This is a genomic window from Leucobacter sp. 1207-22 (assembly GCF_052850455.1).
The window spans coordinates 31,984-45,249 of record NZ_VXCR01000008.1 but is presented as its reverse complement, the minus strand read 5'-3'; the positions used below and the strand labels follow the sequence as shown (position 1 = coordinate 45,249).

Annotated in this window: 11 protein-coding genes; 8 read left to right on the top strand and 3 right to left on the bottom strand. The window is 58.4% G+C overall.

Going from position 1 to position 13,266, the window contains the following annotated elements; all coding sequences use genetic code 11:
• Positions 1–311 precede the first annotated feature (311 nt).
• Positions 312–4,187: an SdrD B-like domain-containing protein gene (locus FW756_RS11700; RefSeq protein ID WP_446430334.1), complete on the top strand. Its 3,876-nt coding sequence runs from the start codon at positions 312–314 to the stop codon at positions 4,185–4,187.
• 158 nt (positions 4,188–4,345) lie between these two features.
• The gene (locus FW756_RS11695; RefSeq protein WP_446430333.1) at positions 4,346–5,188 is read left to right on the top strand and encodes a M15 family metallopeptidase; all 843 of its coding nucleotides are present in this window, start codon (positions 4,346–4,348) and stop codon (positions 5,186–5,188) included.
• 73 nt (positions 5,189–5,261) lie between these two features.
• On the opposite strand, the gene FW756_RS11690 is transcribed toward FW756_RS11695, so the two are convergent.
• Positions 5,262–5,999, bottom strand: a complete 738-nt coding sequence (locus FW756_RS11690; protein ID WP_446430332.1) for a VIT1/CCC1 transporter family protein — start codon at positions 5,997–5,999, stop codon at positions 5,262–5,264.
• Positions 6,000–6,152: 153 nt separating this feature from the next.
• Here FW756_RS11690 and FW756_RS11685 point away from each other — a divergent pair, with 153 nt between their 5' ends.
• The 6 genes from FW756_RS11685 (at position 6,153) to FW756_RS11660 (ending at position 12,148) form a co-directional block, all read left to right on the top strand.
• Positions 6,153–6,833: a LysE family translocator gene (locus FW756_RS11685; RefSeq protein ID WP_446430336.1), complete on the top strand. Its 681-nt coding sequence runs from the start codon at positions 6,153–6,155 to the stop codon at positions 6,831–6,833.
• Between the two features lie 783 nt (positions 6,834–7,616).
• Positions 7,617–8,501 (top strand): pyridoxal 5'-phosphate synthase lyase subunit PdxS, encoded by an 885-nt coding sequence (gene pdxS, locus FW756_RS11680; RefSeq protein ID WP_446430331.1) that lies wholly within the window; start codon positions 7,617–7,619, stop codon positions 8,499–8,501.
• A gap of 288 nt (positions 8,502–8,789) precedes the next feature.
• Positions 8,790–9,683 (top strand): ABC transporter substrate-binding protein, encoded by an 894-nt coding sequence (locus tag FW756_RS11675; RefSeq protein WP_446430330.1) that lies wholly within the window; start codon positions 8,790–8,792, stop codon positions 9,681–9,683.
• 35 nt (positions 9,684–9,718) lie between these two features.
• Positions 9,719–10,726 carry an amino acid ABC transporter permease gene (locus FW756_RS11670; RefSeq protein WP_446430329.1) on the top strand — a complete coding sequence of 336 codons (1,008 nt, stop codon included), beginning with the start codon at positions 9,719–9,721 and terminating at the stop codon, positions 10,724–10,726.
• Between the two features lie 5 nt (positions 10,727–10,731).
• Complete coding sequence (locus FW756_RS11665; protein WP_446430335.1) at positions 10,732–11,502, top strand: amino acid ABC transporter ATP-binding protein; 771 nt, start codon at positions 10,732–10,734, stop codon at positions 11,500–11,502.
• A 274-nt stretch (positions 11,503–11,776) separates the two neighbouring features.
• Entirely contained in the window at positions 11,777–12,148 is a 372-nt protein-coding gene (locus tag FW756_RS11660) for a YbjQ family protein (RefSeq protein WP_446430328.1), read from the top strand.
• A 142-nt stretch (positions 12,149–12,290) separates the two neighbouring features.
• On the opposite strand, the gene tagD is transcribed toward FW756_RS11660, so the two are convergent.
• Both tagD and FW756_RS11650 read right to left on the bottom strand, forming a co-directional pair.
• Complete coding sequence (tagD, locus tag FW756_RS11655) at positions 12,291–12,689, bottom strand: glycerol-3-phosphate cytidylyltransferase (RefSeq protein ID WP_446430327.1); 399 nt, start codon at positions 12,687–12,689, stop codon at positions 12,291–12,293.
• A gap of 62 nt (positions 12,690–12,751) precedes the next feature.
• Positions 12,752–12,970 carry an SCO4848 family membrane protein gene (locus FW756_RS11650; protein ID WP_446430326.1) on the bottom strand — a complete coding sequence of 73 codons (219 nt, stop codon included), beginning with the start codon at positions 12,968–12,970 and terminating at the stop codon, positions 12,752–12,754.
• Positions 12,971–13,266: the final 296 nt, after the last annotated feature.

The following is a 13,266-nucleotide window of genomic DNA, read 5'->3' as shown; positions in this document are numbered from 1 at the left end:
ACATTGTGTGGGGTGTGCTCGCGTGTGTGGGTGTTAGGGGTTCCGTTGCGGGGGCCCCTTTTTTTGTACCCAAAACGCTTCAGGGATACCGTGCTCGGGATGGCTTCGGCTCATCGTCCAGGCCCTTCGAAAATATTTTGAAGATCATTTAATTAACACTTGTTCACGTATCTTTCGTGTGAAAGAATAAGACGAACATTGTGTGACCTGTGGGGACAGGCACACGAATCTCAGGAGTAGACATCTCTGCTTCGTATACGCGAGGCCGCGACTAGTTCGCGGTCTTTTTTCGTTTCTAGGGGGGAACGACGATGTCTGAGTACATCAAGCCGCGCATTCGTGCGCGCTTTTTCGTGCCATTGATAGCAAGCTTGCTTGCGACGCTGCTCGTATTTACGGGCTTTAATACGCCAGCATTTGCAGCGGAGGAATCAGCTGCTGCTGGTGCCACCGGCAAGGGATCGCTGACGCTCGTTGGCTTCTCGAGCACTTCCGGTTCCCATGACGGTGCACCCATCTTCGTTGAGGGTGCCACCTACAAGTTCTCGGTCGGCTATGACGAGGTTGATCCGGGCCAGGTCATGACCTTTGCCCCGCCCGCAGGTCTCTCGATCTCAAAGTCCTCGCTGGTCGTTCCGGCTGGCAACGAGGCAGTCAAGTCACTTGAGCTCCTTGATGACGGCAGCGTGCGCATCACGTTTGTTGACGAGATCGATCCCGAGTTCGCACAGGGAGTACTCGAGTTCGAATTCACCGTTGATGAGCGCCTCGACTCCGAGTTCAAAGATGTGAGCTGGATGCTCGATGGTAACCCGTCGGACCCGGTACGTATTGTCTTCCTCGAGGAAGACGACAACCCCGGCTTCGTTGCAGAAGGTCGCGACAAGCGAGCTGCGAATGGTAGCTGGAACCCACATGTCACGATCAGCTTTGCCGCAGACGACAAGAACCGTGAGCACGGCAAGGTCAGTGTCGGCAAAGACGCGTTGAACGACACGATGACTTACACCTACACGGTGAATAGCGTTGACGGTGGCGAAATCACGTTCACCGACACCCTCGACGACGCAAACTTCATGTTTGACGGAAAGCTCACTGTGGCTTCTGAAGTGCGTGACGAAAAGGGCCTCAACGCCAAGAAAACTGATGCCGTCAACGCAAAGACGATTTCCGGTCAGTCATTTACCCACACGTTCACCGCAGAAAAGAACTCGACTTACACTTTCTCCTACCAGGTGAAGATTGCTGGTGAAGCCGCACGTCTCGCTCTTGAGAAGAAGCTCCAAGCTGCTTACGACGAGGGTATTGACGGTGTTGACGGTGGCGCTTTTGCGTTCCCCGTGAAGAACACAGTCACCGAGGGCTCGAAGGAAACTGCATCTGCAACAGTTCAGGTACAGGGCTACCTGGACGGTATGGAGCGCCCCGGCTACGGCGAGGCTTTCCGAAAGACCGTTGACGTCGACAAGAAGAAGTTTGACGAGATTCTTGCTGCCGGCAGTGCCCTCCCTTCATCGATCCCGGTCACCTACACGATGACTGCAGATCTCACGAAGTTTGCTTCATTTGCGGGCACCGCAGTTTCACTTCAGCGGAACGTTGTGATGACTGACGAGCTCCCGGCTGAAGCAGAGTGGCTTGCAGCGGACCCTGAGTTCCTGACGCTCACGGTTGATGGCCAGGCCGCAAAGCTCACCCCTGTCGATCGCGCAACAGTGACGAACGAAGAGTTCAAGGCAGACAAGTACGCACTGCACTACATCCTTGATGGTCGCACCCTGATGGTGAACTTCGGCCAGGACGTCACCAAGAGCTACGCGCTCAAGGTGAAGGCACAGCTCAACGAGCTCACCGACCAGAAGTCGAGTGGATCGCTCTACGACGATACGTACACGATCCGCAACTGGGCTATGTACGAGCACAGCGTCCGCAAGGGGGATCAACCTCACTGGACCAACGCCGACACGAACATCACTGTTGACATCGACACCAGCGGTGGCGTGACTGACGACAAGATGTTCAAGAAGTCGACCAACGCGACTGAGATCAAGGCGAAGCCTGGTCACTCAATCAAGGTGAACTACGGCTTCGAGATTGGCAAGGACTTCAAGTCCACTGGCAAGGACCTCCCAATTGCGACGCAGTCGCGAATCGTTGACAAGATTGATCACTCGGTGTTTAACGTCACTGATGCAACGCTTCCTGCAATCAAGGAATCGATCAATGGCGTGTACGGTAGCGTCAAGCTGACTGGCGAGCACTTCGATCTCTCGATCGATGCCGATGGTAATCTCATCATCGCTCCCAACGCGGCATTTGCAACGGCAGTCAAGGATACGTACGCAGATACGACCTACCAGGACAAGTGGAGTGTCCACCTCGATCTCGTTACCCATGTCTTCGATGGCAAGGAAACGAAGTTCCTCAGTAACTCTGCAGATTACCTCGGCGAAGGCCAGGAGATCACCTTCAAGTCGAGCTGGGACGTGCAGAGCACCTCGTACGGTGATGAACTCTCATTGCGCAAGCAGGTGTTCAACGCTGAAACTGGCAACTACTCAAGCAATGTTCGTGCAGCGCTTGACGCTGACGGCAAGCTCGTCAACAACGAGTACATTTACCGAGTGACGCTGAACGCGCACGGCAAGTACAACAAGGTCTTCAAGGAGATTGTTGACACCCTGCCTGCAGGCGTTGAGTTTGTCGAGTTCTTGAACACGGATCACCAGGTTGCTGGCACTCCGACCTCGGTCAATCTGATTGACTCTGATCTCACTGCAAGCTACGAAGATGGCAAGGTGACGATCAAGACCGGTCCGATCAGCCAGAAGCAGACTCCGACGCTGCTCTTCAAGGTTAAGGTCAACGACTTCACTCCGAATGTCGCGATCAAGAACAAGATGGCTGGTTCGACCGCGACAATCACGCCGACGAACGGTTACCCGCTGAGCCTGTTCAAGCAGGACAGCGTCGACCCGGACAACGTGTTGAACGACGATGACGCACGCTTCTCGCTGCTTGCAGCAGATAAGAAGACGGTTGTGTTTGGCGACCTCCGTCTCGTTGACGGCGTGATCGAGTCCGCAGATGGCACTTCGGTGGTCGTCGATGCAATTGGCACGTACTGGCTCCGTGAGGATGTCGCCCCCAAGGGTTACATCTTGGCGAAGGACCTCGTTGAGGTGACTGTCGATGCTCAGGGCACTTCTGAAGCAGCAACGCTCTGGAACAAGCCCGCACTGCAGCTCGACCTGAAGAAGGTCGATGCGGATGACGCGTCGAAGACCATCTCTGACGATTACGCACGGTTCTCACTGTTCGGTGCGGATCCGAAGGACAGCTCGAAGAAGGTTCAGCTCTTCACCGACCTCAAGCTTGTTGATGGCAACATCGTCCAGGCAGACGGTTCACCCGCGACGGTAGACGCAGTCGGCACGTACTGGCTGCGCGAGGATGTTGCGCCAAAGGGGTACATCCTTGAGCGTCAGCTGCACGAGTTCGTTGTAGATGACATCTCGGTGTCACCGGTAGTCGAGTTTGCGAACAAGGCTGGCAAGACCTACGCCATTGGCGACTTTGTTTGGATTGACGCAAACAAGGACGGCAAGCAGGACGGCCCCGAGTCAGATCACCCTGAAGAGGTACTGCCGGGTGTCCGCGTAGATCTCTACCAGGACGGCGAGATCATCGCATCGACGGTGACCAACGAGAACGGTCTGTACATCTTCGACCAGCTCCCCGCTGGCGAGTATGAAGTGAAGTTCACGCTCACCGATGCTCAGAAGAAGACTTACGGGTTCACGAAGGAACGTGCAGCGGGTTCGACCCACGAGAACGATTCAAACGCGAATACCAAGACTGGTTTCTCGGGCAAGATCGTGCTTGATGACTCGAACACGTACCTGACCAAGGACTACCTCTTTGGCGATGTGCTCGCGAGCGAGGGTATCGACCCGACGTGGGATGCTGGCGTTATCGTCCTCGACGATGACAACACCTCAAAGCCGACCGATCCCGAGCCTTCGAAGCCGACCGATCCAGCTCACCCGGGCAACCCGATCGTGAACGCTCTCCCCAACACTGGCGGCACTTCGCCGTTGCTGTTCGCGGGTATTGCGGGTCTGCTGATCGCTGCGGGTGGCGCGCTGGCGTTCTGGCGCCGTCGCTCAGCGAAGTCCGCGATCTAGTTCATCGCTGAGACCAGTGACTGACTGATCTCGAGTTGCCGAGGGGCTCATGCGCACAGCATGGGTCCCTCGGCTTTTTCGCGCTATGACGCGGCTGATTGGTGAGCAGGGCGCGGATCCGCAGCCAAATGTCGGAGGGATATGAAACGATGAAAGCAATGAGCATCGAGAAAACTTGGGCAAAACATCCCGAAGTACGGGCACGGCGGCGACGTCGGCTCAAGATTGGTCTGGGTATCGGCGGTGGCGTGGTCGCGCTGCTGGTGGTGCTTGGCGTGATCTTTTGGCCTGCGCTGCAGGCGCGGTACGCTCCAGCTCCTCCTGCGGCGGCAACGCCAGCACCCAAACCGGTTCCGAAGCCTGAACCAAAGCCTGAGCCTGTACCTGAACCTGCGCCCAAGCCGACCTACGATGTTGACTCGCCGAGCTCCATCACGGTCGTGGTCAACAAACAGCGACCGATGAATCCGATTGACTGGGCACCCGATGACTTGGTGGTGCCAGAAGGCATTCCTTCTGTGTGGGGTCACCCGATCCGGGCCGAGGCTGCAACTGCGCTGCGAAGCATGTATGACGCATCGGTGGCAGCAGGTGTGCCGATCAAGATTACGAGCGGGTACCGCGACTATGAGCTGCAGAAAGAGATCTACGACGGTCTCGTCGCTGAGGGCGGCGTCGAATTTGCCGACCGAGATACCGCTCGTCCCGGTTTCTCTGAGCATCAGACCGGTCTCGTTGTAGACCTCGAGGGTGATGAAGGGTGTGCGCTTTCCGAGTGCTTCCGAGACACGGCAACCGGGGCGTGGCTTCGGGAGAACTCCTGGCAGTACGGCTACATCCTTCGATACAACGATGGTGAGCAGCCGACAGTTGGGTACACGTTTGAGCCATGGCACTTCCGCTACGTGGGCGTTGACGTCGCGACGGCGATGCACGAGCAGGGCGTAAAGAACCTTGAAGACTTCGTAGGCCTGCCTGCGGCTCCGACCAATCTCGACTAACGCTCGCTGCTGCTATGCAGAATGCCCCGCCTCTCACACTGTGAGGAGCGGGGCATTCTGCATAGCAGCGGGGTTACGAGACCGCGACGCCAAAGAGTAGGCCGATGAGGTAAGTCGCAAGCATCGTGGCGGATCCCATGAGCACATTGCGCAAGATCGCCGGACCTCGCGGTGCATCGCCGAGCTTGGCGCTGATCCACCCCGTCAAGAAGAGGCCGACGACGACGGCGACGGCAGTGGTGATGACCGGGTTGCCGAAGGGCAGCAACACCATGATGAGCGGAATCAGTCCGCCGACCGTAAAAGCGATAAATGAGGAGAACGCTGCGGCCCAGGGGCTGGTGAGTTCCTTGGGGTCAATGCCGAGTTCGACTTCTGCGTGCGCCGCAAGTGCGTCGTGCGCAGTGAGCTCTTCTGCGACCTGGCGTGCGAGCGCGGCGGAGAGCCCACGGCGACGGTACAGTCCAGTCAATTCGGCAAGCTCTGCGGCGGGCTGCTCTTTAAGTTCCTGCTTTTCACGCTCGATGAGCGCCTTCTCAGTGTCACGCTGCGTGCTGACTGAGACATACTCGCCGCCTGCCATTGAGAACGCACCAGCGACGAGAGCGGCCACGCCCGCGGTCATGATGGCTGCGGTGTTCCCCGGGGATGCCGCGGCCACGCCGATGACAACACCTGCGACGGAGACGATGCCATCGTTTCCGCCGAGCACACCAGCACGCAACCAGTTCAGTCGCTGCCCGATGCCTTCTTCTTTGTGCCGCTCATGCAAATGGTTGATGGCGGATTCGATGCTCTGCTCGTCGCTCATAGTGTCATCATCGTCCGAAACAAGCCGATGCACAAGCAAGGCAAGGCTGTCATTACCTCGATGTGATGGGCCCCGCATCCCTTGTCGCACAAGGTCACACCGTGCAGATTGATGCGTACGATCTGGCAGAATTGGTAGGTGGTAGTGAGCGCGATGCCGGCAGCGGCTTGGGTGACGTTGTTAGTGACGTTTGCAGCTGCGGTGGTCGTTCCTGGCCCCGATACCTTCCTCGTGCTTAAGCTCGGAGTGCGGAGCAGAACGGCCGCCCTCTGGGGCGCTGCCGGGATCATGACCGGAAATGCGGTCTGGACGACAGCGTCGGTCGCAGGGCTTGCGGCGATCGTGGTTGCCTTGCCTGGTCTGCTGCCGATTTTGCAACTCGTTGGTGCAGCTGTACTCGGCTGGATGGGTGTGCAGGGTGGGCGATCCGCGATCCGCGCCCTGCGCGAACGTCGTGACCGTACCGAGGTGCGTGATGTGGCGAGTGCGGATCAGTCGCAAGTCAGCGAATCTGCCACTGGCTGGTCGGCAAGGCGCCCGATGTGGCAGGGGTTTGTGACAAACATGTCGAACCCGAAGGCGCTGCTGTTCTTCACCGCCCTCTTTTCGCAGATACTGCCGGCGGAAGCGACGCTGTTTGACCGCACGCTTGTTGTGGTTGCGCTCACGGTTGTCGGACTGGCTTGGTTCGTCGCATTTGCGTTGCTCACATCATCGCGTGCGTTTCAGCGGTGGTTTGGACGCGCTACTCCGGTGATTGATTTGTGTGCGAGTGTCGTGTTCCTGCTTGTCGCGGTCGTAGTGGTTCTGGAGCTTGTGTTCGCTCTGCTGTAACGACCACACTTCTTGGCCTTGTATAACTGCCATCGTGAGAATCGCGAGAAGGGATCTTTGGTTGATGATCCCAAGCGGTCTTCTTCTTGAGCTGCGCGTGCATCGAGGATATAGCCGAACTCGCCGCGGTCATGAAACTGACGGGGAATGACAAGAATCTGCGCTGTCTTGGCGCCCGAGTTTGCCCAACCTTTGAGTCACCTCGTACCCGCGTCGAAGACAGGCGTGCAACGCGCTTTGAGGTGACATGTCGCGACTGGGGAGCACTTCCAGTCAGTTCGTTTGCGCCCCTTAGACGAGCCAAAATCCATGTTTAGCCTGACTTTGTCTGATGAGACAAAGGGGTACTCGGTGGCTTTACAGGGCGCTGGCTTTCGAAGGCAAACTGTGGTGTTTGCGGCTGTAGGTCTTGCCCTGATTCTTTTCTTGTTCTTGCCAATGCCGTTGACCGTGGTCGAGTCGGGGGCGTGCATGGACGGGCATCGGACTTTCTGTGAGCAAGTGCGGAGGCTCGAATGGGTTCCGCTGCACACGCTCGTTGTTCATTAAGAGAGATTGGCAATTCAAGAGAGTAGCTAGGCTCAACGCATTTCTTCTGGCCGGGGTATTGACCCTCGCTGGTACGCCCGCGTTCGCGTCGCTCGGCAACATCAGCAACGCGGGCTCGCGCGAGCCTAAGGCCAGGAAGTCCGATGTACCAAAGTCTCCCGCCACATCGCAAAATTGGCCTACCTGGTTTTGTAAAACAAAGTCCACCGGGTGAACCAGTGTCACGCTGGTGGCATGACTGAACACAAGAATCTTTCTGCAAAACTCGACGTCGCCACCTCGCTCAAGGGTGGTGTCATCATGGACGTTGTCGACGCCGAACAGGCTCGTATCGCTGCGGCCGCCGGCGCTGTTGCCGTGATGGCACTCGAACGCGTTCCTGCTGATATCCGCGCTGAGGGTGGCGTAGCTCGTATGAGCGATCCCGACCTCATCGCTGGCATCCAGGAGGCCGTCGATATTCCCGTCATGGCCAAGGCACGCATCGGCCACTTTGTTGAGGCTCAGGTGCTCGAGTCACTCGGCATCGACTTCATTGACGAGTCGGAGGTGCTTTCGCCCGCTGACTACGTGAACCACATCGACAAGCGCGGATTCGCGGCTCCCTTCGTCTGTGGCGCCACGAACCTGGGCGAGGCGCTTCGTCGCGTCACAGAAGGTGCTGCCATGATCCGCTCAAAGGGCGAGGCCGGGACCGGCGATGTTTCTGAGGCGACAAAGCACATTCGGACGATCAAGGCGGAAATCGCGGCACTGACCCGTCTGCAGGAAGACGAACTGTACGTCGTAGCGAAAGAGCTGCAGGCGCCGTACGAACTCGTCACCGAGGTAGCACGCACCGGCAAGCTGCCTGTGACGCTCTTCACTGCTGGCGGCGTCGCAACCCCTGCTGATGCTGCAATGATGATGCAGCTCGGCGCTGATGGTGTCTTCGTTGGGTCTGGCATCTTCAAGTCGGGCAACCCTGAGAAGCGCGCTGCGGCAATTGTTCGCGCGGTGGCGAATTACAACAATCCCGATGTGATCGCTGAGGTGTCGCGAGGTCTCGGCGAAGCCATGGTGGGTATCAACGTGGCGGATCTCCCGGCGCCACACCGTCTCGCTGAGCGCGGCTGGTAATTCTCTCGGCAGCTTGATCCGCCGATCAACTTACGAAGGTGTCGCACGAGTGTGCGGCACCTTCGCTGTTTCTGGACAAACATCTGCGCAAGAATCTTGCCGGTTTTGGGGGAATGCACCATGGCGAAAGTGCTTTGGAAACAGATAAGCAACAATTACAGATCAATCACGTTGAAAGTGACCAAAGACTCGGTAATGTTTCACCCGATACCGGCGATGCGGTTCTGACGCGAATTGTCAGCCCGACAGCGCCAATACTTGAATACGTTTGTAATAACGGAGGAATCGATGAAGATTCGTTTTGTAATTCCCGCCCTTGCTGCTGCGGCAGCGCTCGCTCTGACCGGTTGTGTGAACAACGCAGAGAAGGAGTCCGAAGGCACATCTGAAAAGGCAGGCCTCGAGATCCAGGCAGATGCTGCGGCAGTTGCGCTCCTTCCGGCTGACGTGAAGGAATCAGGCGTGCTCACGATCGGCACTGACGCCGAATACCCGCCCAACGAGTACAAGGATGCGAACGGCAAGCCCATCGGTTGGGGCGTCGAGCTCGCAGAGGCCGTCGCAGCAAAGCTCGGTCTGACCCCTGAATGGGAGATACTTCCCTTCGATAGCATCCTTCCTCGACTGGAGGAAGGCACCCTGAACATGGGGTCATCGTCCTTCACTGACAACGTCGAACGTCAGAAGGCAGTTGACTTCGTTGACTTCCTCGATGCGGGTAGCCAGTGGGCTGCTCAGCCCGGCAGCGACATCAACCCTGACGATGCATGTGGCCTGACCGTAGCCGTGCAGACCGGTACCGTTCAGCACACCGACGAGATGCCAGCACGCAATGAAGCATGCAAGGCTGCAGGTAAGCCTGAGATCACCGTGCTTCCTGCCGCTGCGCAGTCTGAGGTCACCAACGCGGTAGTCAATGGCAAGGCTGACGCCTTCTCGGCTGACTCGCCCGTCACCGGTGCGGCTGTTGCAAAGCTCTCGGGTGAACTTGAGCTCGTTGGCGACATCTTCGACGGTGCACCGTACGGCTTCGCAACTCAGAAGGGGAGCGACATGACCGCTGCGGTCAACGCGGCGCTGCAGTCACTCATCGATGACGGCTCGTACATGAAGATCCTCAGCGCAGCAGGCGTTGAAGCCGGTGCACTCGATGCCGCCGTTATTAATGGCGGCAAGGAGTAATCGGAACCCTTCGGGTACAGGAAAAGCTCAAAGCTATGTCTGAAACTCAGACTCACGCGGTGTCGAAGCCGATTGAAGCAGTTCGGCTTCGACACCCGGGCAGAATGGTCTTTGCGGTCGTTCTCCTCGCCTGCGTTGCGTTGTTCATCTATGACGCCGCGTTCAATCGTCCGGTGTATTCGTGGGACATCGTAGGTCAGTACCTCTTTGACCAGCGAGTGATCTCGGCGATCGGCTATACGCTACAACTCACGATCTACTCGATGATCATCGCAATCGTGCTGGGTATCACCCTCGCGGTCATGCGGTTGTCGGAGAACCCCGTCGTTCGTGCGGTCGCCTGGGTGTACTTGTGGATCTTCCGCGGTACTCCGGTGTACGTACAGCTCACCTTCTGGGGCCTGATCGCAACGATCTACAAGACGATCGATATTGGAATTCCCTTTACCGATCCGTGGATCTCGCTGGACACGAAGGACCTACTGAGCTTCTTCACGCTTGCCGTGATTGGTCTCGCGCTGAACGAGGCAGCCTACATGGCTGAGATTGTTCGTTCTGGCCTGCTTGCCGTGGAAAAGGGACAAGAAGAAGCTGCTGTTGCACTCGGCCTCGGCTGGTGGCACACAATGACCCGAGTGGTGTTGCCGCAGGCGATGCGTGTCATCATTCCTCCAACGGGCAACGAAGTGATCTCAATGCTGAAGACGACCTCGCTGGTTACAGCGGTGCCGTTCACGCTTGAGCTCTACACGCGAACGCGTGACATCGCTGCCGTCACATACAAGCCGGTACCGATGCTCATCGTCGGCTCGATCTGGTACCTCGTGATTACGTCTGTGCTCATGGTGGGGCAGTACTACCTTGAGAAGCACTTTGCGAAGGGCCTGGGGCAGCGTCCCGATGTGATGAAGCCGTCCCTCGCGACAGGTGTGCTTGAAGTGATGGGCGAGGCTCCTGAAGCGGCGCAGCGCGGAGTTGCAGAACAGCAACCACGCAGAGCCGCACGCGGAGGCACAGAAGAAGGAAACGGGGCAGCTCAGTGACCACGATGAACGATACCCCCATGGTGCGTGCCGAGGCCGTCTCAAAGTCATACGGCTCGAACCTTGTCTTGAAGTCGATCTCACTTGAGGTGAAGCGCGGTGAGGTCTTGTGCCTCGTCGGGCCGTCTGGCTCAGGAAAATCAACCTTCTTGCGCTGCATCAACCACCTGGAAACCGTGACCGCCGGTCGACTCGAAGTCGACGGTGAGGTGGTTGGCTACCGGGAAAAGGGCGACAAGCTCTATGAGATGCACCCGCGTGAGGCTGCGAAGCAGCGGCGTGACATCGGAATGGTGTTTCAGCGATTCAACCTGTTTCCGCATCTCACGGCGCTCGAGAACGTGATGCTCGCACCCGGTCTGCTTCGTAAGGGCGGATCGAAAGCGCAGCTCAAAGCTCGAGCGATGGAGCTGCTCGCGCGTGTGGGACTCGCTGAACGCTACGACTACTACCCGGCGCACCTGTCGGGTGGCCAGCAGCAGCGTGTGGCAATTGCACGTGCGCTCGCGATGGAGCCGAAGCTCATGCTGTTCGACGAGCCAACCTCGGCGCTTGACCCAGAACTCGTCGGCGAAGTGCTTGACGTCATGAAGGGTCTTGCTGAGAGCGGCATGACGATGGTCGTGGTCACGCACGAGATGGGCTTCGCCCGCGAGGTTGCAGACACCCTCGTCTTCATGGACGGCGGCGTCGTGGTTGAGTCTGGTGACCCAACTGAGGTGCTCACTAACCCGCAGCGCGAGCGTACGAAGGCCTTCCTCTCGAAGGTGCTGTAAGCCCGCGCCAGCGCCGCACGCTAACCGCGTGCGCCAACCCAGGGCGCCCCAACCCAGGGCGCACAACCGGGCATCCCAACCCCGCGAGATGGACACTTTCCGCCGAAACACCTTGTTTCATGCGCATGAAAGACCGTGTTTCGAGAGAAACACCCCATCTCGCGGGGTTGGCTGTTTTCTCGGGGTTGGCTGCTTTCGCGCGGAGCAGCGCGGGCTCTGGCAACTAGTCTTGATAGCGAAGCGAACGCCAGCGCAACACAGAAAGTAGGCCAGCATGTTTGTTGTCACCACCAACGAGGTTCCCGGGTACCGCGTCACCCAGGTCATGGGCGAGGTCATGGGCCTCACGGTACGCTCGGCGAACTTCGGTCAGAATTTCACGGCGGGCTTCCGCTCGCTGGGTGGCGGCGAGATGCCCGAGTACACCAAGGTGATCTACGAATCGCGCTGGGAGGTCATGAACCGCATGTGGGCAGAAGCCCAGGGCCGCGGCGCCAATGCCGTCATCGCCATGCGCTTCGACTCAGGCTCCATCGGCAACTTCACCGAGTTCTGCGCATACGGAACCGCGGTCGTCATCGAGCCGATCCCGGGATACCACGGCGGCACGCAGCAGCCAGGACAGCCGGCGGCACCCCAGGCTTAAGCTCCCAGGTCTAATCTCTCAGACCTAAGCTCCCAGGCGTAGGCTCGCGGGTCTCGGCTGAGAACCCAAGCCCAGCGTCACCGCAAACGAGGAGGGGCGCGGATCCAAAACCGGATCCGCGCCCCTCCTAGTGCGTGCGTACTTAGGCGTTGACGCCCAGGTCGCGCTTAATCTTGGTGGTTGAGACACCCTCGGTACGGTCGAGGTAGATGACCTCGCAGTAGTCCTTGAGGATCTCGAAGCGCGGGTCGCCTTCCCAGTCGCCACCCATGACAACTGCGTCGATCTCGTACTTCTTGACGTCGTTGATCTTCTGATCCCAATCGGTCTCAGGGATCACGAGGTCGACGTAGCGAACAGCTTCGAGCATGTTCTTGCGGGTCTCGAAGTCGTGGTAGGTCTTCTTGCCCTTGCCTGCGTTGAACTCTTCGGTCGACGCGGCAACGACGAGGTAGTCGCCGAGCTGACGAGCGCGGCGGAGCAAGCGGATGTGCCCCCAGTGCAAGAGGTCAAACGTGCCGTAGGTAAGAATTCGCTTCACAATATCTATCCTATGCGTGGCCGCTGAGTGACGGCAGAGTAAGCAGCGGAAGAATCCTGAAACTAGCTGATGAAGAACATCAGCACGCCAGCGATGGCAGAAGCTGCTGCAATGACGAGCGCGATCGAAATGAGCACGCGGTGCACCGTGTAGAACTTGGTCGGGCGGCCTGCTTCGTCGCGGGCGCGCGGATCGGCGGCAACGCGCTTCCAGAACTGTGGCCACACAACAAAGTTGTAGACGGCGTTTACGAGCAACAGAATTCCAGCGAGAATCGACACGTTGCCAGCGTATCCCGAGTTGCTGGGGGCGCGCTCGGGGGAGAGGCAGGTGGCCGCCTACGAATGCTGAGCGTCGCGCCGTCGAGAAGGGCCCTTTCTTGCATGAACCCCGCTTTCTTGCGCATGAAAGTGCCTGTTGTGTCGGAAAGGGGCTGTTTCGTGGGTTTGAGGGGGCCGCCTCAGGCAACGATGTGAAGTGGCGCGCAGTGCGCCTCACAAGCCGGGGAGCTCTCGAGCCGAAGCCCGCATGCCCCCAGAGTGCGCAGGGTGGGGCAAGGGAAGAATCCGCGCCCCGT

What these genes read in the sequence shown, in the direction of transcription:
- FW756_RS11690 (WP_446430332.1), bottom strand. Translation starts at nt 5,999, where the DNA reads ATGAGCGACGAGCAGAGCATCGAATCCGCCATCAACCATTTGCATGAG.
- pdxS (WP_446430331.1), top strand. Translation starts at nt 7,617, where the DNA reads ATGACTGAACACAAGAATCTTTCTGCAAAACTCGACGTCGCCACCTCG.
- FW756_RS11700 (WP_446430334.1), top strand. Translation starts at nt 312, where the DNA reads ATGTCTGAGTACATCAAGCCGCGCATTCGTGCGCGCTTTTTCGTGCCA.
- FW756_RS11695 (WP_446430333.1), top strand. Translation starts at nt 4,346, where the DNA reads ATGAGCATCGAGAAAACTTGGGCAAAACATCCCGAAGTACGGGCACGG.
- FW756_RS11685 (WP_446430336.1), top strand. Translation starts at nt 6,153, where the DNA reads ATGCCGGCAGCGGCTTGGGTGACGTTGTTAGTGACGTTTGCAGCTGCG.
- FW756_RS11665 (WP_446430335.1), top strand. Translation starts at nt 10,732, where the DNA reads ATGAACGATACCCCCATGGTGCGTGCCGAGGCCGTCTCAAAGTCATAC.
- FW756_RS11670 (WP_446430329.1), top strand. Translation starts at nt 9,719, where the DNA reads ATGTCTGAAACTCAGACTCACGCGGTGTCGAAGCCGATTGAAGCAGTT.
- FW756_RS11660 (WP_446430328.1), top strand. Translation starts at nt 11,777, where the DNA reads ATGTTTGTTGTCACCACCAACGAGGTTCCCGGGTACCGCGTCACCCAG.
- FW756_RS11675 (WP_446430330.1), top strand. Translation starts at nt 8,790, where the DNA reads ATGAAGATTCGTTTTGTAATTCCCGCCCTTGCTGCTGCGGCAGCGCTC.